Source organism: Deinococcus malanensis (assembly GCF_014647655.1).
GTDB classification, from domain to species: Bacteria; Deinococcota; Deinococci; order Deinococcales; family Deinococcaceae; genus Deinococcus; species Deinococcus malanensis.
Genome location: NZ_BMPP01000002.1, coordinates 95191 through 121036, shown reverse-complemented (window position 1 = coordinate 121036; position 25846 = coordinate 95191). Strand labels below are relative to the sequence as shown.

General features: G+C 65.8%; 29 protein-coding genes. 14 read left to right on the top strand and 15 right to left on the bottom strand.

All coding sequences use genetic code 11. The annotated features are described in order from the left end of the window. Window positions 1–5 precede the first annotated feature (5 nt). The 8 genes from rpoD (at window position 6) to IEY49_RS02980 (ending at window position 7726) form a co-directional block, all read left to right on the top strand. Window positions 6–1682 carry an RNA polymerase sigma factor RpoD gene (gene rpoD / locus IEY49_RS03015; RefSeq protein WP_189004448.1) on the top strand — a complete coding sequence of 559 codons (1677 nt, stop codon included), beginning with the start codon at window positions 6–8 and terminating at the stop codon, window positions 1680–1682. A 97-nt stretch (window positions 1683–1779) separates the two neighbouring features. Beyond that, on the top strand, window positions 1780–3303 hold the full coding sequence (locus tag IEY49_RS03010; RefSeq protein ID WP_189004446.1) for a DUF4129 domain-containing protein: 1524 nt from the start codon (window positions 1780–1782) through the stop codon (window positions 3301–3303). Further along, window positions 3300–4289, top strand: a complete 990-nt coding sequence (locus IEY49_RS03005) for an AAA family ATPase (protein ID WP_189004444.1) — start codon at window positions 3300–3302, stop codon at window positions 4287–4289. The genes IEY49_RS03010 and IEY49_RS03005 overlap by 4 nt, the downstream gene beginning before the upstream one ends. A 3-nt stretch (window positions 4290–4292) precedes the next feature. Further along, window positions 4293–5414 (top strand): DUF58 domain-containing protein, encoded by a 1122-nt coding sequence (locus IEY49_RS03000; RefSeq protein WP_189004442.1) that lies wholly within the window; start codon window positions 4293–4295, stop codon window positions 5412–5414. A gap of 94 nt (window positions 5415–5508) precedes the next feature. Further along, window positions 5509–5766, top strand: coding sequence for an M-like protein (locus tag IEY49_RS02995; RefSeq protein ID WP_189004440.1), 258 nt, complete (start codon window positions 5509–5511; stop codon window positions 5764–5766). A gap of 272 nt (window positions 5767–6038) precedes the next feature. Continuing rightward, window positions 6039–6461, top strand: coding sequence for a hypothetical protein (locus IEY49_RS02990; RefSeq protein ID WP_189004439.1), 423 nt, complete (start codon window positions 6039–6041; stop codon window positions 6459–6461). Between the two features lie 48 nt (window positions 6462–6509). After that, window positions 6510–7130 (top strand): M23 family metallopeptidase, encoded by a 621-nt coding sequence (locus tag IEY49_RS02985; RefSeq protein ID WP_189004437.1) that lies wholly within the window; start codon window positions 6510–6512, stop codon window positions 7128–7130. Between the two features lie 20 nt (window positions 7131–7150). Beyond that, window positions 7151–7726, top strand: coding sequence for a class I SAM-dependent methyltransferase (locus tag IEY49_RS02980; RefSeq protein ID WP_189004435.1), 576 nt, complete (start codon window positions 7151–7153; stop codon window positions 7724–7726). A gap of 182 nt (window positions 7727–7908) precedes the next feature. Here the strand turns inward: IEY49_RS02980 and IEY49_RS02975 are convergent, their stop codons facing one another. The 11 genes from IEY49_RS02975 to recF form a co-directional block, all read right to left on the bottom strand. Further along, window positions 7909–8760: a carbohydrate ABC transporter permease gene (locus IEY49_RS02975; RefSeq protein WP_189004433.1), complete on the bottom strand. Its 852-nt coding sequence runs from the start codon at window positions 8758–8760 to the stop codon at window positions 7909–7911. 13 nt (window positions 8761–8773) lie between these two features. Next, complete coding sequence (locus tag IEY49_RS02970) at window positions 8774–9706, bottom strand: carbohydrate ABC transporter permease (RefSeq protein WP_189004431.1); 933 nt, start codon at window positions 9704–9706, stop codon at window positions 8774–8776. A gap of 232 nt (window positions 9707–9938) precedes the next feature. Beyond that, window positions 9939–11201, bottom strand: a complete 1263-nt coding sequence (locus IEY49_RS02965) for an ABC transporter substrate-binding protein (protein ID WP_189004429.1) — start codon at window positions 11199–11201, stop codon at window positions 9939–9941. A 133-nt stretch (window positions 11202–11334) separates the two neighbouring features. Further along, entirely contained in the window at window positions 11335–13104 is a 1770-nt protein-coding gene (locus IEY49_RS02960) for an ATP-binding protein (protein WP_189004427.1), read from the bottom strand. 4 nt (window positions 13105–13108) lie between these two features. Next, a complete protein-coding gene (locus tag IEY49_RS02955) occupies window positions 13109–13555 on the bottom strand; it encodes a DUF3293 domain-containing protein (RefSeq protein ID WP_189004425.1) in 447 nt (148 codons plus the stop codon). A gap of 25 nt (window positions 13556–13580) precedes the next feature. Continuing rightward, complete coding sequence (locus IEY49_RS02950; RefSeq protein WP_189004423.1) at window positions 13581–13955, bottom strand: hypothetical protein; 375 nt, start codon at window positions 13953–13955, stop codon at window positions 13581–13583. Further along, window positions 13952–15034, bottom strand: a complete 1083-nt coding sequence (gene truD / locus IEY49_RS02945; protein WP_189004421.1) for a tRNA pseudouridine(13) synthase TruD — start codon at window positions 15032–15034, stop codon at window positions 13952–13954. The genes IEY49_RS02950 and truD overlap by 4 nt, the downstream gene beginning before the upstream one ends. Before the next feature lie 54 nt (window positions 15035–15088). Then, entirely contained in the window at window positions 15089–15886 is a 798-nt protein-coding gene (locus IEY49_RS02940; protein WP_189004419.1) for a hypothetical protein, read from the bottom strand. Window positions 15887–15890: 4 nt separating this feature from the next. After that, window positions 15891–16574: a MogA/MoaB family molybdenum cofactor biosynthesis protein gene (locus tag IEY49_RS02935; RefSeq protein ID WP_189004418.1), complete on the bottom strand. Its 684-nt coding sequence runs from the start codon at window positions 16572–16574 to the stop codon at window positions 15891–15893. A 65-nt stretch (window positions 16575–16639) separates the two neighbouring features. Further along, a complete protein-coding gene (locus IEY49_RS02930) occupies window positions 16640–17515 on the bottom strand; it encodes a DciA family protein (RefSeq protein ID WP_189004416.1) in 876 nt (291 codons plus the stop codon). After that, window positions 17512–18603, bottom strand: coding sequence for a DNA replication/repair protein RecF (gene recF, locus IEY49_RS02925; RefSeq protein WP_189004414.1), 1092 nt, complete (start codon window positions 18601–18603; stop codon window positions 17512–17514). Before recF ends, IEY49_RS02930 begins: the two co-directional genes overlap by 4 nt. 71 nt (window positions 18604–18674) lie before the next feature. On the opposite strand from recF, the gene IEY49_RS02920 reads away from it, so the two are divergent. Next, entirely contained in the window at window positions 18675–19463 is a 789-nt protein-coding gene (locus IEY49_RS02920; RefSeq protein WP_189004412.1) for an N-formylglutamate amidohydrolase, read from the top strand. A gap of 147 nt (window positions 19464–19610) precedes the next feature. Here the strand turns inward: IEY49_RS02920 and IEY49_RS02915 are convergent, their stop codons facing one another. After that, window positions 19611–20600 carry a polyprenyl synthetase family protein gene (locus IEY49_RS02915; protein WP_189004410.1) on the bottom strand — a complete coding sequence of 330 codons (990 nt, stop codon included), beginning with the start codon at window positions 20598–20600 and terminating at the stop codon, window positions 19611–19613. A gap of 90 nt (window positions 20601–20690) precedes the next feature. Here IEY49_RS02915 and IEY49_RS02910 point away from each other — a divergent pair, with 90 nt between their 5' ends. The 5 genes from IEY49_RS02910 to IEY49_RS02890 all read left to right on the top strand — a co-directional run bounded on the left by IEY49_RS02910 (window position 20691) and on the right by IEY49_RS02890 (window position 22151). Then, window positions 20691–20861: a hypothetical protein gene (locus IEY49_RS02910; protein ID WP_189004409.1), complete on the top strand. Its 171-nt coding sequence runs from the start codon at window positions 20691–20693 to the stop codon at window positions 20859–20861. 2 nt (window positions 20862–20863) lie between these two features. Next, window positions 20864–21085, top strand: coding sequence for a hypothetical protein (locus tag IEY49_RS02905; protein ID WP_189004407.1), 222 nt, complete (start codon window positions 20864–20866; stop codon window positions 21083–21085). A 42-nt stretch (window positions 21086–21127) separates the two neighbouring features. Continuing rightward, window positions 21128–21544, top strand: a complete 417-nt coding sequence (locus tag IEY49_RS02900; RefSeq protein WP_189004405.1) for a hypothetical protein — start codon at window positions 21128–21130, stop codon at window positions 21542–21544. A 13-nt stretch (window positions 21545–21557) separates the two neighbouring features. Further along, window positions 21558–21830, top strand: coding sequence for a hypothetical protein (locus IEY49_RS02895; protein ID WP_189004403.1), 273 nt, complete (start codon window positions 21558–21560; stop codon window positions 21828–21830). An 84-nt stretch (window positions 21831–21914) separates the two neighbouring features. Next, window positions 21915–22151 (top strand): hypothetical protein, encoded by a 237-nt coding sequence (locus IEY49_RS02890; RefSeq protein ID WP_189004402.1) that lies wholly within the window; start codon window positions 21915–21917, stop codon window positions 22149–22151. Between the two features lie 70 nt (window positions 22152–22221). Here IEY49_RS02890 and leuS read toward each other — a convergent pair whose 3' ends face one another. The 3 genes from leuS to hpt all read right to left on the bottom strand — a co-directional run bounded on the left by leuS (window position 22222) and on the right by hpt (window position 25839). Continuing rightward, entirely contained in the window at window positions 22222–24711 is a 2490-nt protein-coding gene (leuS, locus tag IEY49_RS02885; RefSeq protein ID WP_189004400.1) for a leucine--tRNA ligase, read from the bottom strand. 169 nt (window positions 24712–24880) lie between these two features. Beyond that, on the bottom strand, window positions 24881–25309 hold the full coding sequence (locus IEY49_RS02880) for a hypothetical protein (protein ID WP_189004398.1): 429 nt from the start codon (window positions 25307–25309) through the stop codon (window positions 24881–24883). 2 nt (window positions 25310–25311) lie between these two features. Next, window positions 25312–25839, bottom strand: a complete 528-nt coding sequence (gene hpt, locus IEY49_RS02875) for a hypoxanthine phosphoribosyltransferase (protein WP_189004396.1) — start codon at window positions 25837–25839, stop codon at window positions 25312–25314. Window positions 25840–25846: the final 7 nt, after the last annotated feature.

The following is a 25846-nucleotide window of genomic DNA, read 5'->3' as shown; positions in this document are numbered from 1 at the left end:
GCCGCATGGCAGATTCCACCAAACCTCGCACGCGTACCAAGGTCGCTGCGACCGCTGACGCCCCCAAGGCGGAGCCCGTTATCAACACCCCGGACAAGCCGCGCACGCGTGTGAAGGCGGCCGGTACCGCAGCGGTCGCCGAACTTCCTGAGGCGCAAAGTGCCAAGACCAGCCCCAAAAAGGCCACCGCAGACAAGGCAGTTCCCGAAAAAGCTGCTAAACCCGCAGCCAAGAAGGCCGCTGCCAAGCCTGCCGCCGACCAGCCCGACACCGAGGAGGCAGCCAGCAAGCCAGCCAAAGCGGCCAAGCCCGCTGCCGGTAAGGCAGCCAAGGCTCCGGCCAAGAAAGCAGCAGACAAAGGGGAAGGCGACGCCGAACCGGCTCCCAAGGCAGCCAAAGGTGCCAAAGCCACTGCGGCCAAGGCAGCTGCGCCCAGGGCGGGCAGCCCCAGCGACAAGCCGTACTACGCGCACGCCAGCATTCAGGACATGCTCAAGGCCGGACGCGCCGCAGGTGTACTGTCCAGCGAAGAAGTTGCGGCGGCGCTGGGTCTGGCCCTGGAAGCCAGCGGCCTGGACCCGGAAAGCCCCGACGCCTTCGAGGATATGCAGCTTTACCTTGCCGGGCAGAACATCGAAGTGCAGGACCTCGACGAGGATGAAGACGAGGACACCGACGACGATGCCGAGGTCGAGGAAGTTCCTGGTGCCCGCGCGGCGACCGATGACGACGAAGAGAAATACTTCGACGACATGCCCCGCGCGGTCAGCAATGACCCGGTGCGCCAGTACCTGCACGAGATCGGCCGCGTCTCGCTGCTGACGCTGGAAGAGGAAATCGCGCTGGCCCGCCGGATCGAGGAGGGCGAGGAAGCCCGTAAGCTGCTCGAAGAGGACATTGAACTCGACGACCGTGGCCGGCGCCGGCTTATGCGCCAGATGGAAGACGGCGCCAATGCCCGCCAGGGTCTGATCGAGGCCAACCTGCGTCTGGTGGTCTCGATTGCCAAGAAGTACACCGGGCGTGGCCTGGGCTTCCTGGACCTGATCCAGGAGGGCAACCAGGGCCTGATCCGTGCAGTGGAGAAGTTCGAGTACCGCCGCCGCTACAAGTTCTCCACCTACGCCACCTGGTGGATCCGTCAGGCCATCAACCGCGCCATTGCCGACCAGGCCAGGACCATCCGTATTCCGGTTCACATGGTCGAGACCATTAACAAGCTCACGCGTACGGCACGGCAGCTGCAGCAGGAACTCAGCCGCGAGGCGACCCACGAGGAGATCGCCGAGGCGATGGGCCCGGGCTGGGACGCTGCCAAGGTCGAGGAAGTTCAGAAGGTCAGCCAGGAGCCTGTATCCCTGGAAACGCCGATCGGTGACGAGAAGGATTCCTTCTACGGGGACTTTATTCCCGACGAGAATCTGGATTCCCCGGTCGAAAACGCGGCCAAGACCCTGCTCTCTGAGGAACTGGAAAAGGCCCTGAGCAAGCTCACGGAGCGTGAGGCGATGGTCCTGAAATTCCGCAAGGGCCTGGTCGACGGCCGCGAACATACCCTTGAGGAGGTCGGCCAGCGCTTCAGCGTGACCCGCGAACGCATCCGCCAGATCGAGAACAAGGCGCTGCGCAAGCTCAAGTACCACGAAAGCCGGACCCGCAAACTGCGCGATTTCCTGGACTGAGCTTTCCAGCTCCACTCTGTCTGCCCCGGACACTGCGTCCGGGGCAACATTGCTTCTGGGAGGGCAATGCAGCCGCTAAACTGCGGGGAATGCCCCTGTGTCTGCCGCCCCCCGCCTGCCGGGAAGCCTCGCCATGACGGCCGGCGCCTTTTCCACTACTGAGGAAACCTCTGCCATCAGGCACTGGCGGGCTTACGGTCTGGCTCTGCTGCCCCTGGCCCTCCTGGGCATCATGCCGGTCTGGACCTGCCTGGCCCTGTGCTTGGTGTATGCACTGGGTGTGCGCAGCCCCATGTGGGCCCAGCTGCGGCTGATGCTGACGCTGCTGTTAACGGCCATCACCGCTATAGCTGGCTTTCCTGTTGCCTTGCAGGGGGGTCTGGCTACCCTGGTCGTGCTGGCGGTGTCCTACATCATCTCGACCCTGGCTGGTGTGGCCCTGAATCTGGGAGCGCAGACCCTGCAGGATGGTGGACGCCGGGGCTTATGGCCAGTGCTGGTCACTGGGCTGCTGGCTCCACAGCCCCTCTTGCTGCTGGCCCTGGCTGGTGGACTTGCCGCGCGTCCGGGACCGGATGACCGGCGCCCGGACCGGGTCCAGGACCGGCGGGTGTGGTCGTGGGGAGTGGCAGCGCTGGTCGCCGGCCTGTTGGTTGCCACGGCGCTGCCGCAGGCCAATTCCTCCTGGCTGACCAGCCGCCTGGCCGGGAACCCCGGTGCGGCCGGGTCCGATGCGCCTCAGGGCAGGCCCCAGACCACCGCTCCGGATGCCTCCGGGGCAGCATCATCAGCCATAGAGGATGTGGCCGAAAAACCTTTTGAGCTTCGGCTCGAGACCTCCAGACTGCTTACTCCGCTGACCTTCCTGAGTTTCGCGGGAGCCCTGCTGGCCCTGGGCCTGGCCCTGTTGCTGCGCCCTACGTTGCGTGGGTCGGGCCAGCGCCGCCATCCGGCCGAGGTACTGATGGCCCTGAGCCTCCTGCTGACCGGGGCTGTGTGGCTGGTTGTCGCCGTCCTGCTTAACCCTGGAGGCGACGCGACAGGAGCAGGGGGCATGGATGTCTTTGAAAAGTTGGGCCGTATGGCTGACAGCATGTCCAGAGCGACTCCAGCCCGTTCCCTCGACCTGACCCGGGTGATGCAGTTTCAGCTCTGGCTGGCCCTGGCCTTCACTGCCTTGCTGCTGGTGGCTGTCGTTGCACGCCTTCGCCGTGGCTTTGGCACGGTTGGCTCCCAAAGCAAGCCCTTTCCGGACGATGACGCCGGGGCCACAATGCCGGCAGCGCAGCAGGAAGCCCTTCACCGTGTTCGAATTGCCTACCGCCAAGCGGAAGAAGCCCTGAGCTTCTCAGGTCGGGGCCGAGGACCTGCCGAGACCCCGGCAGGCTATGCAGCCCGGTTGGGAGCCCGCGACCCTGTCATGGCCGGCGCCCTGACGACGCTGGCCAGCGCGTATGAACCGGTGCGCTACGGCGGACGCGTGACTGAAGAGGACGCGGATCAGGCTGAGGCGGCCGTAGCAGAACTGACCCGCGCCCTGAGTACCCTTCCCCAGCTTGGCCCGGATGACCTCACTGACCTGCCCCCTGAACTACCTACCAACTCCAAGGAGTCCCTATGACCATCCAGACATCTACCTTCGCTTCCCGTGTGCTTGACAATGTTGCCCGTGTGCTGGTCGGCAAGGACGAGGTCACCCGCCAGGCACTGGCCGGCGTCCTGGCTGGCGGTCACGTGCTGCTCGAAGACGCCCCGGGCACCGGCAAGACCATGCTGGCCCGCGCGCTGGCCGCCAGCCTGGGCCTGACCTTCCGCCGGGTGCAGTTCACCCCTGACCTGTTGCCCGGAGACGTGACCGGCGTCAGTGTCTACCGCCCGGCCACGGGAGAGTTCGACTTCGTGCCTGGCCCGATCTTTACCGGAGTCCTGCTGGCCGACGAGATCAACCGTGCCACCCCCAAGACGCAGTCCGCGCTGCTTGAGGCCATGGGTGAAGGACAGGTCACCGAGTCTGGCGTCACGCACCGGTTGGCCTCACCCTTTGTGGTCATCGCCACCCAGAACCCGGTGGAACACGAGGGCACCTACCGTCTGCCGGAAGCGCAGCTCGACCGTTTTCTGCTGCGGCTCTCGGTGGGGTATCCCACGCTGGAGGAGGAAGTCCGCCTGCTGGACCGCCTCCAGGGTGAGCACCCCATTCACACGCTTGGTGCAGTAACGACCCCCGCCGAACTGCTGCAGGCTCAGGCGCAGGTCCGTGAGGTGTTCGTGTCCGGGGATCTGCGGCGCTATATCGCCGGATTGGTGCGCCGCACCCGCGAGCATCCTGTGGTTGCGCTGGGCGGGGGTCCCCGTGCGAGCCTCGCGCTGCAGGGCGTGGCCCAGGCGTTCGCCTGGCTGGAAGGTCGCCAGTTCGTCACTCCGGACGACGTGCAGCGTGCTGCCCCCGGTGTGCTGGCCCACCGCCTGAGCCTGAACATCGAGGCGAGGCTGCAGGGCCATCCTGCAGAGCGGGTCGTGCAGGATGTGCTGAAAGCCGAGCCGGTGCCTGTCGAGAATCAGCAGCACGAGGGCCAGACCACTGCCCCTGTTTCTGCCCGGGGCTGAGCCGTGTCCCTCGTGCTGACCTGGGCGCTGTGGGCTGCGCTGCTCTCTGCCCTGGCAGGCCTGCTCTGGGTCCTGTACCGCACTCCGCCGCTGGTGACCCTGACGCGTGTGCTGCCGCCCAGCGGGTTTCAGGGGACGCGGGTCCGGCTGGACCTGCAGGTGCTGGTCAGAAGCCGTCTGCCGATGCGCTATCACGTCGAAGACGCGCTGCCCCGCAGTGTGGTTCCCGACCTGCTGCCAGTGTTCAGTGGTGAACTGCTGGGTACCCGTGAACACAGCTGGGAGACCACCCTGACCCTCAATTCCCGTGGGGTGTATGACTGGCCTGTCGTGACTGTACGCTGGGCCGACCCGTTGGGGCTGTTCTGGCGTCAGGTGACCCTGAGCGTGCCGACCCGCCTGGAGGTCTTTCCCGGAACCCACGGCCTGATGCTTCCCGACCTGCTGCGGCCACTCCTCAGCGAAGGGCACCTGAGCCGCACCCTGGGGCTCGACGACCCGATCAGCCTGCGGGGCGCGCGGGAATACCAGACCGGCGATTCGCCAGGACGAATTCACTGGCGCCTGTCCGCCCGTACCGGGACCCTGACCGTCCGTGAACTGGAGCGGACTGCCGCGAGCAGCCTCACGGTGTATCTGGACACCACCTTCGGGGGATCCACCTACACCGAGAGCGCCGTGCGTCTGGCCGCCAGTCTGGTGCGGGAAGCTGTGTCGATGGACCTGCCCATGGCGGTAGCTTCGCAGGCAGGCATCACCGTGGCGGGCCGCGGCGCGGATGCCCAGCATGCGGCATTGCTGCATCTGGCACGGCTCCAGCCCGAGGCGGGCCCCCCCGTGATTCCGGCCACGCGTCCCGGTGGCAATCTGATCATCCTGACTGCAACAGCTGGCCCTGCCCTGGTGGAACAGGCCATGCGGGCCCGTGCCACGGCCAGCCGGGTCGTTATCGTGGCCATGCCGGAAGGTTTTTACCTGGAACCCGGTGAAAAACCGCGCCGGCAGTGGGCCGGAGCTCCTGAAACCATCCGGGAGCTGGAGCGCCAGGCTGGAGTGCTGGCCGGAGCTGGGGTACTGGTTTATGTGCTGCGCGGAAATCAGAGTGTGCTGCGGCTGGGTGCCTGAACCCGCAGGCGAGTGAAGGTAGGTGAAAGCCGCCCGCAGCAGGCATAAAGGAAGTGCTCAGGTGGCTGTGACAGACCGCTGCTACCGTACAGGCATGACCCACGACGACGACCAGAAACCGCAGACATCCCGTTCCGAGGACGAGATCAGCAATGTGGACCTGCAGTTCATGGGACGCACCGACACGCGCCGTGAAATGCGTGCCGAGGAGAAGGCCGAGGCCCGGGTGGCCGACGAGTTCCAGGATCTGGGCCTGGACGCTCAGGATGTCGCCTCGAACGGGAGCATGATCACCAGCGACCCCGCCAGTACCCATATGCCGGCCGACGACGCGACGAAGCACGAACATTGAGGTCAGTAAGACCCCAGGTACCCGGGCACCCGTGGCTGCGGGTGCCTTTTTTCAATAAAGGTCCTACATGTGTCTGATTGGTGGCCGGACCGGAGCTTGGGGTTGACCGACCGCTGCGCAGGCCCGGACCATCATTAGCGGAGCACTGGAGGCAGACCATTCAGAGAATTGCTTTAGCTTTCGGGTGTTCCCCTGTTGCTGTCGCGGGTCAGGCCCCGGATCAGTGGCTGATATGCCACCTTGATGGTGTGACTGATCATGGGTGAACTTCAATGAGTGCCTTTGACGAACTCCAGGCCGCGATCCGCCGTCACGCGGCTGACCGACAGGCCGAACAGCAGGCCTGTGAAGCCGTGCTGACCGGCCTGTACCAGGCACTGCGCACAGCGGGTGGGCCCGGCATGCCCCTGAACAATGTCATGCTAGACGTGGTGCAGGATCCGGAGGGCCGGTTGCGTCCCCTGCCCCTGGGCGCGTTCCACGCTGGATGGCTGCGCCTGGGCGTGTGCGAAGTGCTGGTGCGCATCCGCTGGACAGGCACAGCCTTTCATGGGGAGTTCGGGCCGAGCGGCACGTTTCAGCTCACCAGCGTGTCTGACGAAGCACTGGCGGTGTTGGCCCGCCAACTGCTGCGCGAGCTCACCGCGACCTACGCCAGCGAGGACCTTCCCGTTGGTCCGGCCACGCTCAATTGACCGCCTGTACCCTACACGGTGGCAGGCGGGCTCCAGTAGGCTGACAGCGTGCGTCTCCTCTCTGCTCTGGCAGCTTCGCTGGCCCTGTGTGCTGTGCTGACCCTGACACCGGGCAGTGGGGCCAAAGACACTTCGGCAATCTGTCCTCCTGAACCCAAGGAGTCGGCAGCCCGTGAGGCCGACTGGGACCGCGCCCTGAAGAATCTGGCGGTCCTGGGGCGCACGCTGCCTGCCGAGCCTGACTCCAGGCTGCTGATGCCCGTTGATGGCGTTCGGGTCCGCGATATCGAAGACACCTGGGGAGCGCCGCGTGAAGGCGCCCGCGAGCATTCCGGTCAGGATGTGTTTGCCGCTCCGGGCACCTTCGTCCGGTCCGCAACAGCGGGAGTGGTATGGCGCATTGGCAACAGCAACAACGGCGGAAACTGGGTCTACGTGCTGGGTGCCGGTGGACGGCGCTACTACTACGCCCACCTGGGCCGGGTGAACCGCGAATTACGTGAGGGGCAGACGGTGAATGTCCGCACCATTTTGGGCACAGTGGGCAACAGTGGCAACGCGGTGGCCACCCCGGCCCACCTGCACCTTTCGGTGTTTACCGCTTATGACCCGGGCACGAGTTGCCGCTTTCTGGCCATCAATCCGCTTCCCCTACTGCGGGACCGCTGAAGATCAACCCTGTGGGCTCAATGTCGACCGCTACTGGTCTCCGCGTGATTCTTGGTGCTGGCGGGCAGGCGTGGGATGGCTGGACCCCGACACAGCGGGAACACCTCGATCTGCGTGACCCGGCCAGTTTTGAAAGGTGGTTCGGGGAGCGGCGGGCCGACGCCTTTCTCTGTGAGCACGTCTGGGAACACCTGACCGAACAGGATGGCCAGGAAGCCGCCAGACTGTGTTTCTCGTATCTCAAACCGGGTGGCTTCCTTCGGTGCGCTGTGCCTGACGCCCACTTTCCCGATCCTGATTATCAGCAGATGGTTCAGATCGGGGGTCCTGGGCCGGCGGATCACCCGGCGGCCGATCATCAGGTTGTGTACGGCTACCGCGAGTTCGTGGCGATGTTCGAGGCGGCCGGCTTCGAGGTTGACCTGCTGGAATACTGCGATGAGGCAGGCCGCTTTCACTACCACGGCTGGGATGTGGCCACCGGTCCCATCTACCGCTCGTTCCTGCTTGATCACCGCAACCGCGACGGGAACCTGGGCTTTGTTTCCCTCATTGTGGACGCATACAAACCCGAAGTGGCAGGGTCAGAGAACTGAAAGCAGTGCGGAGGTAGCCCCATAGCTGGCATCGTTCTGGAAGCCAGGCACGTGAAAAGCGTCCTACACTGGTAGGCCAGGACATTCAGGCCGCAGCCTGAAGTGCCGGTTCAGTTGCCCATCTTGACAGAGAAAAGGCCTGCCAGACTCTCCATCGTCAGGCAGGCCTTTCCTGACTTTCGTCAGCCTTTGACGGCCCCGGCAGTCAGACCAGAAACGATATTGCGCTGGAAGACCAGCACCAGGATGATCAGCGGCACGGTCACCACGATGCTGGCGGCCATGATCTGGCCCCACGGCTGGTCATACTGCGACGCGCCGGAATAATTGGCGATCACCACGGGGACCGTGCGGTTACTGCTCGTAAAGGTAAGCGCGAAAAGGTACTCGTTCCAGGCGTTGATAAACGCGAGGAGCCCGGTCGTGACCAGCGCCGGCATCATCACCGGAAACAGCACCTTGAACAGCGTCTGCAGAGGGGAGGCGCCGTCAACCAGCGCCGCTTCTTCCAGTTCGCCCGGGATGTCACGCACGAACGAGGTCAGCACCCAGACGGTGAACGGGATCGTGAAGATCAGGTAACTGAAAATCAGGGCGATCGGATTGTTGTACAGGCCGGATGCCCGGACCAGCGTGAACAGGCCGCCCAGCACCGCGATCTGCGGAAAGACGCTGACTGCCAGAATGATGTACAGCACCATGCTCTTGCCCTTGAACCGGAATCGCCCCAGAGCGTAGGCCGCAAAAGATCCCAGGAGCAGGCTGATCAGCACCGCCACGACGGCCACGATTACGCTGAACAGCAGGCCACGCTGAAAACTGGGGTTGGCGAACACCTGTGTGTAGTTGGTCATGGTGAAGGGCGCCGTGACGAATTGCATGGGCGCCAGGAACAGGTCACCTGAACGGCGGAAGCTGGTCAGCACGGCCCAGCCGAACGGCAACAGCAGATACACGGAGATGGCGATCACCAGCAGGTAGAAAAGGCCGCGCTGGAGGTAATAAAGGCCGGGGTTGGTTTTTTGCAGATTCATGGCGCGGTCCCCCTCAGTCGAATTTCACGCGGAAAGCCGTCACGTACGCGACGACAATCGTCATGATGATCAGAAAAATCGCCACAGCCACAGCGCTGCCCATGCCCAGCAGCGAGTTGTCGATCATGGCCTGCCGGGCGTAGCCAGTCATGCTGGTGGCTGCGGCGTTGTTGGCGCCCAGCATCACATACATGATGTCAAACACGCGCAAAGCGTCCAGGCTGCGGAACACCAGCGCGACCAATAGTGCCGGGCGCAGCAGCGGCAGCGTCAGCCGCCAGAACTGGGTCCATTTGCTCGCTCCGTCCATATCGGCGGCCTCGTACATGTCGCCGGGCAGGCTTTGCAGACCGGCCAGAATCAGCAGCGCCATAAACGAGGTGGTTTTCCAGACGTCCACGGCGATCAGGGCCCAGATGGCCGAGTCGGTGTTGGCAAGCAGCGCCTGTCCGCCCAGCATGCCGCGCCCGATCAACCCGAAGGAATCGTTGTACATGTACGCCCACATCTGGGCACTGACCACCGTCGGAATGGCCCACGGCACCAGCATGGCGGTGCGTAGGAACGCCCGGCCCTTGAAAGCGCTGTTGACCACCAGCGCGATAATCATGCCGAATACCGTTTCCAGAAATACGCTGACCACCGTGAACAGCATTGTGTTTTTGACCGCTCCCCACCACTTGGGATCCTGCAGAAAGCCCAGGGCGATGCCTTCCTCGGTAGTGAACCAGAAATTGCCCAGACCCAGGAAGGTGCGCTGCTCCGGCGAGGTGAGGTTCGCTTCGAACAGCGAAAAGTAGATCGTGCGGTACAGGGGATATCCCGCGACCAGCGCGATGGCGATCAGGGTGGGCAACAGCAGCCAGAACGCCTGCCGGGCGCGGGCCGCCTCTATCCCCCGCCTGCGGGTCGGGGGTACTGCGGTGGGTGTAACCTTGGTCGTCATGAATTTGCCCCCTGTCCTGCCCGGCACCCGGGCAAGGCGAGCCGCAGAGGCGGCGCGGTAGAAACGAGAACGGACAGAATCTGAAGATAAGGCTCTCTCAGCCTGCACCCGGGGGTGTCAGCGCGTGTGAAGGCCGGCTGGAGCGAATCTGAAGAGAATGCCATAAAAAGGGGAGACGCCCAACTCGTGGACGTCCCCCAGGGACCTGCACCCTACAGCGTCCCGGTCAGGCTTACCAGCCGCGGCCCTTGATGCGCGCGAGGTCGGTCGAAAGTTTGGCCACAGCCGCCTGGCCCTTCATGTTGCCGTTGAGCACGCTGCTGACTGTCGTGCTGAAGGCCTGGGAGACCTGGTTGTACTTGCTCTTGGTCGGGCCGGAAGGACGCGCGACCGCGTTGGTGAACACGCCGTACAGGCTGCCGAAGAAGGGGTTCTTCGCCAGGATGGCCTTGTCCTGATACAGGGCAGTGATGGTGGGGTTGTACGCACCTTCGATGGCGCGAATCTTCTGCTCGGCAGGGCCGGTCAGGTAGCGCACGAGGTCAATCGCGGCGGCCTGGTTCTTGGAGTACTGGCTCACACCGAGGTTCCAGCCACCGAGCGTCGCTGCCGGCTTGCCGCCCACACCGGCAGGTAGGGGCGCCACGCCGATCTTGCCCTTGACCTTGCTGTCGGCACTCTGGCCCAGGGCCCAGGCATAGGGCCAGTTGCGCATGAACGCCGCGTTGCCCGACTGGAAGATCCCGCGGGACGGTTCCTCATCGTAGGTCGTGACGCCTTTGGGGCTGATGTCACGGATCCAACCTGCGGCGGTGTCTAGCGCCAGGGCTGCCTTGGGGTTGTTGATGGTGATCTTGCCGCTCTCGTCAACGATGGTGCCGCCGCCGAAGGAGGAGACCCATTCCAGCGCGTCACAGGTCAGGCCCTCATAGTTCTTGCCCTGGAAGACAAAGCCGGCAAAGGCCTTGTTGGTCTTCTGCTCGCCGCTCTGGATCTTGCGGGCCATGGTGGCCAGTTCCGCCCAGGTCTTGGGGGGAGCCTTGTAGCCGTACTTCTTCAGCAGGTCGGTGCGGTAGTACAGCAGCCCGGCGTCGGTGAACCACGGCATGGACACCAGCTTGCCGCCCACGGTGTTCGCCGCCACGATGCCTTTGAAATGCGCGTTGACTTCACTGGCGGGAATCTTGCCCTTGAGGTCGACGAAGTGCTGGGACAGGAGGCCGGGCCAGACCACGTCGAGCTGATACACGTCGATATCGCTGCTCTTGGCGGCCAGCTGCTGCTGGTACAGGCCAAGGCGGTCGTTCGTCAGGTTGGGGCTCTCAAAGATCTTGACGGTATTGCCCGTCTTCTTGGCCCAGCGGGCAGCACCTTCCTTGCACAACTGCAGCTCCTGTCCCACGGTCCCGCAGGCAAGAGTCACTGTGACGGCCCCGGCCTGGCTGGCTGCGGCGAGAGCTGTGGTGAGACCTACGATAGCAATCGCTTTCTTCATGTGCCCTCCTGTGTGAAAGCCCTGCACAGCCCGTTCCAACGGCGGAAGCGGTTCCACACGGTTGTAAATTCTGGTGAATGAAGGCTACACCTGCCTGCAGACGGTGTCAATTCACATGTCTGGCATCTGACCCTCAGGACAGTTCGTACGCAGCGTCGCGGGTGCCGGTGCCCAGCTTGCGCAGCAGCCCGGCCTGGACCAGGGACCGCAGCGCCCGCCACGCCTGCTGGGTATTCAGACCGCAGGTCAGGCGCAGGTCCACGTTGCGCACGCGGCCACGTTCCCGTGCCAGGGCCAGAGCTATTGCGCGTACCTCTGCTCCGGTAGGCCCGGCACTGTCGAGAGACTGACGGCTCGCTTTGGGCCTGGAAGCGGCCGGGGGGCCCGCTGGCACCATGGCCACGGGCGCACCGGCCGAAACAACAGGAACTGCGGCCTCTACAGCAGTCCCCATTCCAATGGGTACCGCGATCTGAATGTCACGGCCCAGCGTGCGGCGCACCTCGCTGCTCAGGGTATAGGCGATGCCACGGCCCACCCCGGACCGGGCGATCAGGCCATGGTCCTCCATGCCCCGCAGCAGGCGGGGGGTCCGGTCCTCGGGCAGTTGCAGGGCGCGGGCCAGAACCGCGCGGGTCGCCTCGCCTTCGCGCATCAGCAGGCTCAGGACTATCAGCATGTCCAGCGATAGGGTCTGCATGTCCTCCTGCTTGCGGGCCACAAAACGGACGAATTCGGCATCGAAGCCGGGGCTGTGCAGGGTCAGCGTGACGGCGTCAGCGTAGGTGGTGTATTCCGGCGGCTCCTTGCCGTGACGCAGCATCAGCCCATACATCTTGTCCACGCCCACCCCGGCGCGCTCGACGAGGCCCAGGCGCGACAGCACTTCGGCCAGCAGCGGATTGCGGCGTTTGGGCTGATGGCGCAGGATGTTGTTTGGCGTGATGCCGCCCGGCAGCCCTCCCGGATTCATGATCTCCAGCCGGTCCGGATAGTGGTGCACGTGCACGGCGTCGCGCAGGGTGTAGTCACGGTGCGTCAGGGCATTGAGCAGGGCTTCTCGGTACACCGCCTCGTCCTGATCCCACACCTCAATGCGGAAAAGGCCCACCTGCACCGGCGTAAACCGGTTGCGGGCCTGGATCAGCTCGGCCAGACGGGTCAGCAGCGCGGGAATCGGACGCAGCAGGTCTTCGCGGAACTGGAACTCCACGTCGCTGGTGGCGTGATGGTAAAAGCACACCTCGGCCTGAGGCACGTGCGCCCGCAGCGCGGCAGGAGTCCCAGCCAGCATGATGGCCGCCAGGGTCGGCCGCAGGGCCCCGGCACTGGGCACAATCAGCCCCAGCTCGCGCAGAAAGTCCAGGTCCGGCAGGCTGGCGGCGCCGCCCTGCCGGCCCAGGCCACGCAGCCGCGCGACCTCGGCCGGGTCCAGATCCGCCAGTGAGGCGTCGGGCGGCACGACCGCCGTGTAGTCCTGATCCGCCACCGGCTCGGCTTCAGCCGGAGTGACCGGGACCAGATGGGCACCGTCCCAGGTGATGACCGCGCCGTCCGGAGCAGCCAGCACATAGGGCGCCTGGGGAACGAAGACGGCCAGAACGCGGGTTCCACCCGGCAGCCGGTGGTGCTGGACATTGACGGTCAGCCGGCCACCAGACAGCTCAAAAATGGCGTGGGTGACCATCAGGGGATGCAGTTCGCCTGCGTCACGCTCGGCCGGAGCGGTTGCGCCCACCAGATCTGCACCGACCAGCACGGTTCCACCCCGGGCATTGGCCAGGCCTACGGCGTGTCGCGCAAGGTCCTGAGGGGTCACATTCAGCGGCAGATGAATGCAGGTCGGGCCGGCGGAAGGCAGGACCCCCAGCGGTGAAATGGCATGTGCGGCGCCCTGCGTCACAAAGTCAGAGTATACAGGGGCTGCTGTGGGCAGCATCCGGGTGAACGACGGCCCAGAACCGTTCCACACGTACCGAACCAGGCCCGCACCACACCAGCGCGGCCCGGCCGCCGGCGCCGAACAGCACGGCGGCCTGACCGAACTCGCGCCCCAGCTGCACGGCCTGGAGGAGCGAAAGCTCCAGCAGCAGCAGAGCCTCTTCCTGCCAGTCGCCTTCTCCATTGATGGCACTCAGACGCTGGAGATGAGCGGTCCGGTCCCCCAGCCTCCGATGGGCCGCCTCGTTGGCTGGCTCCGGCTGTGCCTGAGCGCCCGGATTCCGCGCCGTCACCACCGCCCAGCTGTGGCCGGCTGATCCCCAGGACGGCGCAGGGCCCCGCGTAGGGGAGAGTCGGAACCGTTCCTTGGCAGTGCCGTACCGGGTGTCTAAAAAAGCGTCTCGCAGCGTCACCGTCGGCAGTCTCCGGGGTGGGTGCTCAGCGCACGACCGTGGCACTGACGTTCAGGACCGGTGTCTGGCGCAGGCGCAGCACCAGACTGACCTTCTGCCCGACCTTGAAGTTGCCCCCCAGCACGATCCGGTAGCGGGCGTCCGGACCCAGCTGCAGCGAGCGGTCCAGGGACAGGCTCGGCACCACCACGCAGCGTGGCGCACAGCGCAGCAGCCGGGCGCGTCCCTGTCCGGACCACACGCCGGTGATCTCGTCGGCCCGCGGGACATTGATGCGGCCTGTCAGCAGCGCGCCGCCCTGGGTCAGCTGCAGCTTCAGGGGTGCTGGCGCCGGAGCACCCAGGCCCAGGCCACTGCTCGCCAGCAGGGCCAGCAGCGCCCACCGGGGGGCCGCCCTCATCCCTCGTCCTCGTCGGTACCTTCCGGGTCGTGCAGCGCCGCGCTGTCCACGTCCGTTTTCATGATCTCGCGCAGGACACTGGTGGCAAAGCTGCCCTTGGGCAGGGTGAACGCCACGGTGAAGCCGTCGTCCTCTGGCGTCACCAGCGGGCTCTCTGGAAACACCCGGGTCAGGCGCCGGTCGCCGCGCCTGGAAGAGAACACTTCCGGGCTCAGCCCGAAAGCGCCCAGCGCTTCGGCCTCCAGGGCTCCGGCCTCCAGGGTCAGTGGCCGGGCTTTGCGCCCGAACAGGGTGCCGGTGGCACTGACCTCACCGCGCTCGGCACGTGGCGTTTCTGCTGCGGCGTCCTCGACCAGAAACACCCCGCCCGTGTCATGCTTCTTGGCCATGTCACCGTTCAGGAGCGCGGCAAAAACTCCACGCTCCAGACGCAGGCTGAGAAAAGCATTGAACACCATGCTCTGCACACTTGTTGTCAGAAAGCGCCGGACCCGGGGGTCTTTCAGACGTGATTCGCCGCGCAGGACCCGCAGGCCCTCCTCGGCGTTCAGGCCGCCGAGGCCAAAGCGCTGCGGTCCGAAGTAGTTCGGCACGCCACTTTCAGCCAGTTCCTGCAAGGTGGCCTGGGCCTCGGCGGCTCCACCGGGGGCAGCGCGGACACGGACCACAAAGCGGTTGCCACGCAGGTGGCCGAGCCCCAGCTTGTTGCCGTGGCGCGTGGTCTCCAGCACCCGCACACCGTCCAGGCTGAAGCCTTCAAGCCGGGGCTCGGCTTTGACCGGAACGCTGATCCACTGGGTCGTCACCGCGTGGCGGTCCTTGAGGCCGGCGACCCCGATATCGCGGTCACGCACGCCCAGCTGCGCTGAGAGTTCGCGCAGCACATGCGCGGTGGTATGACCGGTTTTTTCCAGATACAGATACAGGTGCTCACCCTCGCCGGAGGCCGGGTAGGCCGGCACCTCCTCGACCCGGAAGTCCCCTGGGTCGCGGCGCAGTACACCGCCGGTTCCAGGAGACGCCGTCAGGGCCCCCAGGGCCGACCAGTCAAACACCAAACTCACAATGCCGCTCACCATATCCCTGCGGGCAGCCCTGGGCGTGAGAACCGACTGGCCGCGCCGTGGCTCGGGTCAGTTCAGTACGCGCTGCGCGGCACGCGCCGGCGGCGTCCAGTCAGCCCGGAACAGACGGGTGGTTTCGCGGCCACGTTCGGGGGCGTACCAGACCCGCACCCCACGGTCCTGGTCGTCCAGGGGAAGAAAGGCTGTCTGACCCGCCTGCAAAACGTTCATGGCTCGCCCGTCCTCACCTCGCAGCCGGTACCAGGCGTTGACCCCTGCCGGTGACCAGCCGGCCACCCGCAGGGTCCCGCGCGACACGTTTTTCAGATGTGCTCCTGTGGCGGACAGGCTGACACTCAGGTCCGGCCATTCGGGTGTGACCGCGACTTTCCAGCGGGCCTCGAAGCCCAGCACGCGGGCCGGGCGCCGGGGCAGCAGCAACGTCACCAGCAGTCCTGCCGTCCCCGCCAGCAGACAGGCCATGGCCACGAAGGTCGCCACGCTTTGCACCTGCTCCGAGCGAATCACTGCCAGAGCCAGCACACCTCCGGTGATCAACCCCACCAGGGGCCAGGCCCGGCCGGGCCGGCTGCGCAGCGGCACATACGCGCGGGGCCAGAACTCGGCCAGGAGCAGCAGCCCCGCGCCCACCCCGAACAGGGCCGGCACGTCCAGCACCGGCGTGAGCAGCAGCAGCAGGACGCCTGGCACCGCCCACCACGCCACGTGCGGCACAAAACCCCAGCGGGCCTCACGCGCCACCCGCAGCAGCCAATAGGCCGTCAGCAGGCACACCGTCACCCCAAATGGAACCGTGACCTGGGCAATGGGGGAGAGAAGCGAGGCCCAGTGAATGTCTGGTGTCACGCGGTCATCTCCGCCCGCCGCGCTCGTCAGAGTCGTCTCCCTGGGCGTGGCGGCCGAGGGGGGCGGGGGATCTGGAAACGCTGCTGGACGCGCCGGCACCCACCACGCCCGTGCGTGGTGTCACGGGCAGACTGCCCGCCGGCTGCCCGTGACGCTCTACCTCGTGGGCCACATGCCCCAGCTCACTGCGCAGAATGCCGGTCCAGGCGGTCTGCACCGCGTTGAGGCTGCCGGGCATGGCGAACACCGCGGCGCCGCGGATCAGGCCGCCCACGGCCCGCGAGAACATGGCGGCGCCACCCACCTGGGCATAGCTCAGCATCCGGAACAGTTCCCCAAAGCCCGGCATGGACTTGGTCAGCATGGACTCGACGACCGGCACCGTAACGTCCCGTCCACTGAGGCCGGTGCCGCCGGTCAGCAGCACCACCGAGGCCTCGCGCGCCAGGGCGACCAGCGCGGTGCGGATTTCCACAGCGTCGTCGCGGACCACGCGGTACCCGACCAGCTGATGTCCGGCGGCTTCCAGTTCCTGGCGCAGATACTGGCCACTGGTGTCGGTCTCCGGCGTTCTGGTGTCACTGACCGTGATCACCGCCACGCGCACGGAAGCCGGCGCCGCGTCGCGGTGCTCGGCAGTAGAAGTTGAGGAAACCTGTGACTGTGGCAGGCCTGAGGCGTCCGTCATATGCCTACGATACGCCCCGGGCGCCCCGGAGGCCACGCAAGGACCTCCAGGAAGCCCGGTGCTTCCTATTCCCGCCCGGCGCTCAGGACCTGCCGTACCCTTTCCGGCAGTGCGGCGCGGTCGGCGCGGCCCACCGCCAGGCGGGGCTTGCGGAACGTGAGGGCCAGGAATGCCGCAGCCTGCTGCGCCAGGAATTCCCGGTAGCCGGTCTCCTGGCCGCTGCGCACGCATTCTAGGGCCAGCAGGTCCATCTGTTCAGTCAGCAGACCCAGCGCCACATACCGCGCCGCATTGGTGCCGCTGTCTCCCAGTACGGCTGGCAGGTCGGCCAGCTGTTCGGGGTTGCGCAGGAGCGCGCGCGCCGCACGTTTGACATTCGGGTCTTCCAGGGTCAGGGTGCAGGCGCGGCAGGGCTGCTCGCTGCTGGGCTCGGCGCACACCGGGCAGGGCCGCCAGCCCTGCTCCTCGCGCCAGCGGCGGGCCCGGGTCACGGCTTCAGCGGCGCGCAGAGCCACGGATTGCAGCTCCGGGTCAGTAACGGCCCGGGCCATTTCCCGGGCCCGGCGGCGGTCGGGTGCGGGCAAAGGCGCAGCGCGGGGTGCGTCCAGCGGCGTGCGGATGGTCCCTACACTGAAGCGGATTTCCTCGATAGGCGCGTCTGGCAGCAGGGCATTCAGTGCCTTGAGAAAGTGGTGCCGCTGCATGGTCAGGTGGTGGGCGGTGGCACTGTCGCGCACCTCGACGAACAGGACCCGGCCCTGCTGGGTACGCGGGCGCGTGATCCGGGCGACCTGTGGGCCGACGGCCTGCGGCCACGCCAGGATCGCCTGCGCCTTCTGGACACCGCGCGAGAGTTTGGCGCTGCCCAGAGTGGCGCCCATCAGCTCTCCCAGGCCACGGGGTCCCCCCATGCGCCGGCCGCGCGGTTTGTGGCCGCTCATGCACCCACCTCGCCCACGGCAACCTGGGCCGGGACCGGTTCGGGTTCCGGCGTGAACCGTCCGGCATGGGCACGGAGCGTCAGCACGGCGCCGGGCGCCTGCTCCGTACCGGTGACGATTGCCTGCGGCACGCTGGCCGCCAGGTCCAGAAGAAAGGCCCGGCGGGTGGGATCAAGCTCCGCGCTGAAATCGTCGATCAGCAGCACGGGCTTTTCACCGAAGCGCTCGGCCAGCAGCTCCAGTTCGGCGCGGCGCAGGGCCAGAGCGATGGTGCGGCCCTCGCCACGGCTGGCGTATTCGGTGGCCGGGAAATCTCCCAGGGTCAGGGTCAGGTCGTCACGGTGCGGGCCGGTCACGGTGGAGCCGCGGGCCAGTTCCTCTGTACGGCGGCTGCGCAGGTCGTGGGCGTAGGTTTCAGGCGTGGTGGACTCGGACAGGCCCAGCCGCAGCGGCTTGCGGCTGCCCAGCGCCTCGTTGGCCTCGGCCGCCAGTTCCGACAGGCGGGTCAGGGCCCGGCGCCTGAACAGCATGATGTCGCTGCCCAGCTTGACCAGGGCGTCGTCCCAGACGTGCATGGCCCATTCCTCGCCGCTGCGCAGCGCCGCATTGCGCTGCGATACGGTGCGGTCATAGCGGGCCAGCTGCTGCGCGTAACGGGCGCTCAGGCGCGACAGCAGGGCGTCGAGAAAGCTGCGCCGGCCCGACGGCGAACCAAATACCAGTTCGCTGTCCTCGGGGCGGATCCACACCGCGCTGCCTCTGGGCAGGTCCCCGGCACGGACCCGCACGCCGTCTACCTTGAGCTGGCGGCGCCCGCGTCCCAGACCCACCTCCTGAATGCTGAGGCTTCCTCCGGACTCCAGGTCGGCGCGTACGTAAGCCTCGCCCTCGCCGGACTGTACCAGCTGCTCCAGGCGGGTCACGTCGGTCAGGCCGGTCAGGGCCAGATAGGCCGCTTCCAGCAGGTTGGTCTTTCCGGCGCCGTTCTCGCCGAAGACGCCCGTCACACCGGCCGGGAAGCTCAGCGTACAGGGCGCGAGATTCCGGTAGTTCAGGGTGGACAGCGACTCCAGTTGCACGCCCTGCATTCTAGGCGCCGCACCGGCGGATGTTTGTGCCGGCGCTCCAGCCTGTCCCGACCCCGCCTATCCTGAAGCTCATGACCCAGGCCCGTGACGCCCTACTTGTGCTGACCCCACACCCCTCAGGCGCTCTGCCGGCCGACGTGCTGCATGACATGCTGGGCGAGGGCATGTTCGACGCTGCACGGCGCGAGGCGCTACTTCGTGCGGTGTTCCTGGACGGAGACGCGTACACCGAGCTGATCTATCACGTGCCCGGCGCCCGCCACCTGCAGGCCCCCTGGAGCCGGTTCGCGGCCGATCTCAACCGCGACAGGAACGATGAGGGTGACAATGGGGTGTTGAAACGAACCGGATTTGACCGCCAGCCGCTGTATCTAGCCGGATTCGAGTTCGGACCGGTGGCACGCGAGGCCCGGCTGCGGCGGCTGTGGGACCCTTTCGATGCCCAGGTTCGCGCCGAGCTGCCCGGGACCCGGCTGATGATCGTGGGTCACAGCATGGCTCCGTTCGGCCCCGCGCTGGGCCCAGATACCGGCACGCCGCGCCCGGCCCTGTGCCTGATGCCCGGAACGACATCAGAGCCTACATTTCCACCTGCGTTGTGGGAGCCGCTGCGCCAGGCCTGCGAGCAGGCGTTCGCAGAGGTGATACGGGGCAGCCCCGATCCCCGGGTGACCATCGGCGAACCCTGGTCCACCGATACCCTCAGCCAGACCCACCAGCGTCACAGTGGCGTGCCGGCCTTTGGCATCGAGATCAATTCCGGCCTGTTCATACAGGGGGGTCAGCCGCAGGATCAGACGATTCGTGATCTCAACGCCGCCTTTGCCCGGTTTGCGGACGCCGCTCTGGGTCTGCTCTGACTGTCCGGGTAACCTGGTTCCCACCAGGGTTTTCATCTGGTGATTTCAGCTGCTCCAGAGACCTGCGCGGCAGCCATCGACAGGGCCTGACGTGATACGGAGCCACCGTTCAACTGCCGCAGGCTGGCGACCCATTCAGCACGTTTATCAGGCGTCCCGGGTGGCCAGCGCGCGCATGGCGCCCAGGATCTGTTGCACGGCCGCCTGATCCGGGGCCCCTGACAGGGCCGAGCCCAGCAGGGACAGACCGTCCTGGGCCTGGGCCGCCGCATAGTCCTGGGCAGCAGCCACGCAGCCGCTGTCAAGCAGCCACCGATGAATCTGCCTGATCAGGTCCGGGTCCTTGGCGGCGCGGTCCCGGCGCATCTGATCCAGGAAAACCTCGCGCTGCTCCGGTGGGGCCTGGGCCAGCCAGCGCAGCACGATCAGTGTGCGCTTGCCCTCCAGCAGGTCGCCGCCGATCTCCTTGCCGTATTTGAGGGGGTCGCCCAGCAGGTTCAGGACATCGTCGCGGATCTGAAAGGCGCTGCCCAGCGCGAGCCCGGCGTGGGTCAGCGCTTCGGCGGGCTGCATTCCGGCGGCCAGCGCTCCCAGCCGCAGCGGCACGATAACCGTGTAGTGGGCGGTCTTGAGACGCACCATCTCCAGGTAATCGGTTTCCCGCAGGTTCCACTCCCGGTGCTCGACCCAGCTCAGGTCCAGGTGCTGACCCTCGGCGGTGCGGTGGATCATGGCCAGGAATTCTTCCATGGCGCCTGGAACTCCGGCATGGTGGACCGCGGCCCACATGTAGGCGTGCAGCGCGTCCCCGGCATTGATCGCCAGCGGCACCCCGTGAAGACGGTGCAGGGCCGGCTGACCACGGCGTTGCTCACTGTCGTCCTGAATGTCGTCGTGAATCAGAACCCAGTTCTGGAACAGTTCCAGGCCCGCCGCCAGCCACTGCGCCCGGTCCCAGGCGTCTGTCCCCGGCGTTACGCCGTGAGCCCGGGCTGATGCCAGCAGCAGTTCACTGCGAATGCCCTTGCCGCCGCGCTGGGGGTAGTCGCGGAGCATCGCGGAGAACTGGCGCAATTCAGGTCGGGGGCCTCCCTCCGGAAGCAGCGACAGCACACGCGAAAGCAGATCAGGATGCATCAGGAGCCAGTGTACCGGGCCGGCTGAGTGCTGCATGTTTTCTCAAGCCCCGGGCATCCAGGCCTCAAGCTGGTCTGTCACCCTGAGCCCATGCGCATCGACGAACACATGGACCTGAACGAACTCGCCGAGCATATGGGCGAGGCCACCATCGAGCAGGCGCGGCGGATGCGGGAACTGCTGCTGGAAAAGCCCCGCGCTCGCACCGAGGATTTCACCGGGAAGGAGTGGGCCGAACTGGTGATCGAGGCGACCCGCTAGATATGCCCAGCAGCAGCACGGGTGTCAGCCTGGAACGTCTGGCCGTCAGGGTCCTGCTGAGGCTTCAGGCCGAGCCCGCAACCTGGACCGCCCGCAGCCTCGCACGGGAACTGGGAGAGACCGCCAATCGCGTCAACCGCATCGTCCTGGCCATTGAGGCCGAAACAGGCGTCGAGCGCAGCGGTCCTCACGGCTTCCTGACCGTGACGGGCCGCGCCCTCTGAACTCCTCATGCCTTCTCATACGGCTCCTGCCTAGAGTGAGGCATGAACGCCACTCCGCTGCTGGTCCTTGCCCTCGCCCTGACTGCCTGTGCACCGGTCACCATTCTGGGCAAGACTCCTGCTCCTCCCGCTGTTGCGGACGCCAGCGGCACCTGGACTGGGCAGGTCTCGCATCCGATAGCGGGCACGTTCAACGTGAGCGCCAATTTCAATGAACGTAACGATCCGACCCCTGGCCAGCTGGTCGGAGACCTGCGTGTAGAGCGGCTCACCAGCGAATTCCTGAGTGCCAACGGCAACCTCAACACCGGGACCCTGCGCGCTACCGGCGGTACCCTGGACATCGACTGCAAGGGCAAGTTCACCAACCGCACGCTGTTCGAGGGCCGCTGCACCGTTGTGAACGCCACCAGCCTGGGGGTCGAGGCCGACCTCGTGCTGACGCGCTCACGTTCCTGAGCCTGCTGTCCCCGTGACCTCAGCGCTGACTGAAGCGCAGGCGCGTGTGCTGAGCGCGCTGCAGGGCGGAGCGGCGCTGACCATGCACTCCCGCAGCGAGCGTGGTCCTTTCTATATGCTGTCCGGGCGACGGCTCAGCATGACCCTGGTAAAGGATCTGGAACGGCTGCGCTATATCTCCCGCTCAGCCGGTATGGGTCGCAGCGCCGTGGCCTACGAGCTGACGTCGGACGGTCAGGCTGCTCTGATGCGGTGGGAAGCTCAGGGACCCGCTGCAGATCTGTAGATCAAGGGCGAAACGCTGGTCTGACCCCGTCACTCTGACGCCTGTTCCATCCGGCATCCTCAGCAATTCCTGATACGTTGAGCTGTGTTTAAAGATGATATGGCAATACATGCGGGTGTCCCGGAGAAGGTCGTCAAGGCGGCGTTGGGCAAGTTGCGGCTGGAGGAAGACCTTTCGGGCGTGACGTGGGACCTGGCGCGGTCCCGCCCCGGCCGTCCCATCAAGGTGTACTTCGAGGCTTCCACCATGCCCGAAATTCAGGCCGCCAAGAAGCACCTGGAGCGCCTCCTCGATGAAAGCGGGTACGATCTCTATCCCTGAATCACAGATGAAACCCCCCGCCAGAGCGTATGCCGAGGCGGGGGGTTTCTATGCGGAAGCTCCGCTTTCCTTATGACTTGACAACGATATTAATGATCCGGCCAGGGACGTAAATCTCCTTGACGACCTGCTTGCCTTCAATAAAGCGGGCCACGTCGGCGTTTGCCCTGGCGGCTCCCAGCGCCTCTTCCTGAGTGGCTGTCTTGGAGATGCTGACCTCCCCGCGCACCTTGCCGCTGACCTGCACCCCGATCGTGACCGTGTCGCGTACCGCCGCGCTCACGTCTACGGCGGGCCAGCGGTGGGTGTGGATACTCCCTTCCTGACCGCGCCCGAACCAGATTTCCTCGGCAATATGGGGCGCAACGGGCGCCAGCATCAGATTGAAGATATTCAGCGCCTCGTCCCACGCCGGGGTAGAGGCCACCGGGCTGCGCTTGGCCTTGACCAGCGTATTGGTCAGTTCCATCAGCGTGGCGATGATGGTGTTGAAGCTCATGCGCTCAAAGTCGCCGTTGACCTTGGCCAGGGCGCTGTGGACTGCGTGGCGCAGGTCGGCTTCGGTGATGTTCTCCTCAGGACCGCTGGATTTTTCCTCGAAGTACAGGTTCCACACGCGCGACAGCCACTTGGCCGGGCCGTTGATGCCCTGCGAGTCCCACGGGCCGCCCAGTTCCCACGGTGCAATGAACATCAGGAATGTGCGGACTGTATCGGCGCCGTATTCGCGCACCAGATCGTCCGGGTCCACGACGTTGCCGCGGGACTTGCTCATCTTCTCGTTGTCCTCGCCCAGGATCATGCCCTGGTTGCGTAGGCGGGCAAAGGGCTCGCTCTGGGTGGTCAGGCCCATGTCGCGCATTACCTTGGTCCAGAAGCGGCTGTACAGCAGGTGCAGAATGGCGTGCTCAATGCCGCCGGTATACAGGTCCACCGGCAGCAAGTGGGCGTGCGTGGGGTCGAAGGGGCGGTCCCCGGCGTGCGGTGACAGGTAGCGGTACATGTACCAGCTGCTGTCCACGAAGGTGTCCATGGTATCGGTATCTCGCTCGGCTGGTCCGCCGCAGACCGGGCACGTGGTCTGCACCCAGTCGCGGTTCAGCTTCAGCGGGCTCTGTCCGGTGGGCGTGAACTCCACGCTGTCGGGCAGGCGGACCGGCAGCTGATCGGCGGGCACAGGCTGCGCGCCGTGCTCAGCGCAATACACGATAGGAATAGGGGTTCCCCAGTAGCGCTGGCGCGAGACCAGCCAGTCCCGCAGGCGGTAGGTCGTCCTGGCCCTGGCCACGCCGCGGGCTTCCAGCTTCGCCACCACGGTTGCAATGCTGGCCTTGCCGCCGGGCATGCCGTCGAACTCGCCAGAATTGACGATCAGGCCCTCGCCGCTGTAGCTCGTTTCGGCAGTGTGTGGGTCCATCGCTTCGGCGCCCTCGGCACGGATCACCTCACGGATTTCCAGACCGAATTTGCGGGCGAAGGCAAAGTCACGCTCGTCGTGGGCGGGCACGGCCATGATGGACCCGGTGCCATAGGTCACCAGCACGTAATCCGCCACCCAGATCGGCAGCTGATGCCCGGTGATCGGATGCGTGGCGAACGAGCCGGTGAACACACCTGTCTTTTCGCCGCTGTCCTGCTGACGTTCCACGTCGGTCTTGCGCCCGGCGGCCTCCACATAGGCTTCCACCTCGGCGCGCTGCTCGTCGGTGGTCAGCTCGCGCACCTTGGCATGCTCGGGTGCCAGGACCAGGAAGGTCGCGCCCATCAGGGTGTCGGGGCGGGTGGTGAACACCGTCTCGGGACCCACCGGAGTCTCGAAGGTCACCTCCGCCCCCACCGACTTGCCGATCCAGTTGGTCTGCATCAGGCGCACGCGTTCGGGCATGTCCGCGCTGCCGAAGTCCAACAGCTCATCGGCGTAGTCGGTGATCTTCAGGTACCACTGACTCAGGTTGCGCCGCTCCACCGCCGTGCCGCAGCGTTCGCAGTGGCCGTTGACGACCTGTTCGTTGGCCAGCACCGTCTGGTCCTTGGGGCACCAGTTCACCAGGCCGTCTTTCTTGTACGCCAGGCCTCGCTTGAAGAACTCGGTAAAAAACCACTGGTTCCAGCGGTAATACTCCGGGTCACAGGTGGCGAATTTGCGGCTCCAGTCGATCATGGTGCCCATGCGCCGGAACTGTCCGGTCATGTGTTCGATGTTGCTGTAGGTCCACTTGGCCGGGTCCAGGTTGTTTTTGATCGCGGCGTTCTCGGCTGGCAGGCCGAAGGCGTCGAAGCCCATGGGAAACAGCACGTTGTAGCCGCGCATGCGCATCCAGCGGGCGCGGGCGTCGGGCGCCACGTTCGCGTACCAGTGCCCGATGTGCAAATTTCCGCTGGGGTAGGGAAACATGGTCAGGGCGTAGTGCTTCTCGCCGGGGGCGTCCTCACGGAAGGTATAGATCCCGCTCTGGTCCCACTGGTCCTGCCATTTCTGCTCGATGGCGTGAGGGTTGTAGCGCTCGGCCCGGGGCTCCTGAATCTGAATGGGCATGGACTGGTCGTTGGTCTGGGTCATGGTGGTGAACTCCTTGGCAAAAAAAGGCCCCGGCCTACACAGCCGGGGACGGTCGAGCAAGCCGTGAAGCTAGTCGAGTCGTCCCCGGATGGTAAGCGCAGAGCGGATCATGGCTCACAGTGTACCGGATGACGCGCAGCGCTGCATCAGCAAAATGGCCCGGCGTTCCTCAGCGTCCACCGCGCGCCGTGATGCTGACCAGCGTGTCCCTGCCCATGCGGTCGGCCACGTAGGTCAGGCGTTCGTTGCCGCGGGCCAGCACCGCCGCTTCCTGAATGCCGTCGTCCGGGATGCGGCTGACCACCTGGAAACCTCCGGCCACCAGTGCGTCGAGCACCGGCGCAGGGCGCCAGCCGCGCAGTTCGTACTGTTCGATGCGGCTTTCCCCGCGGCGGACTTCGTTCCGGACTGTCTGCGAGGCCGGGCAGACAGGCGTGACACCAACGGGCACCGGCACGGTTCCCCAGACCTGTCCCTGAACCTGCAGGCAGTACAGCGGCTGCTTCCATCTGGCCTCGCGGGCCAGCCAGGAACTCATGCCGGCCGCCAGGAGCCCCAGCGCCAGCACGGCAAACAGTGCGGCACGAGGAAGTTTCACGCTTACTCCTGGCTGGTGATAAACGGCAGGTTGCGGTCGAACTGGGCGCGGTCCAGGCCGTAGCCATACACGAAGGCGTCCGGAATGGTAAAGCCCAGGTACTCCACCGGAATCTCGACCTTGCGGCGGCTGGGCTTGCTGAGCAGCGCCGCGATCTTCAGGCTGGTGGGGCCGCGTCCTTCCAGGTAGTGCAGCAGGTAGTTCATGGTGATGCCGGTATCCACGATGTCCTCGACCAGGATCACGTGCCGGTCACTGATCGGGAACTGCAGGTCCTTGACGATCTTGACCTCGCCGCTGCTCTGCTTGGCGTTGCCGTAGCTGCTGGCCTGCAGGAAGTCGATGGTGCAGGGCATGTTCAGGGCACGCACCAGGTCGGCGTGAAACATGAACGCGCCGTTGAGCACGCAGATCAGGTGAGGTTCACGCCCGGCGTAATCCTGACGGATCCTGGACGCGAGCTCCTGAATGCGGGCCTGAAGCTGCTCCTGCGTGATCTGCACGGGGCCATTACCGGGGGCGAGACTCATAACCTGA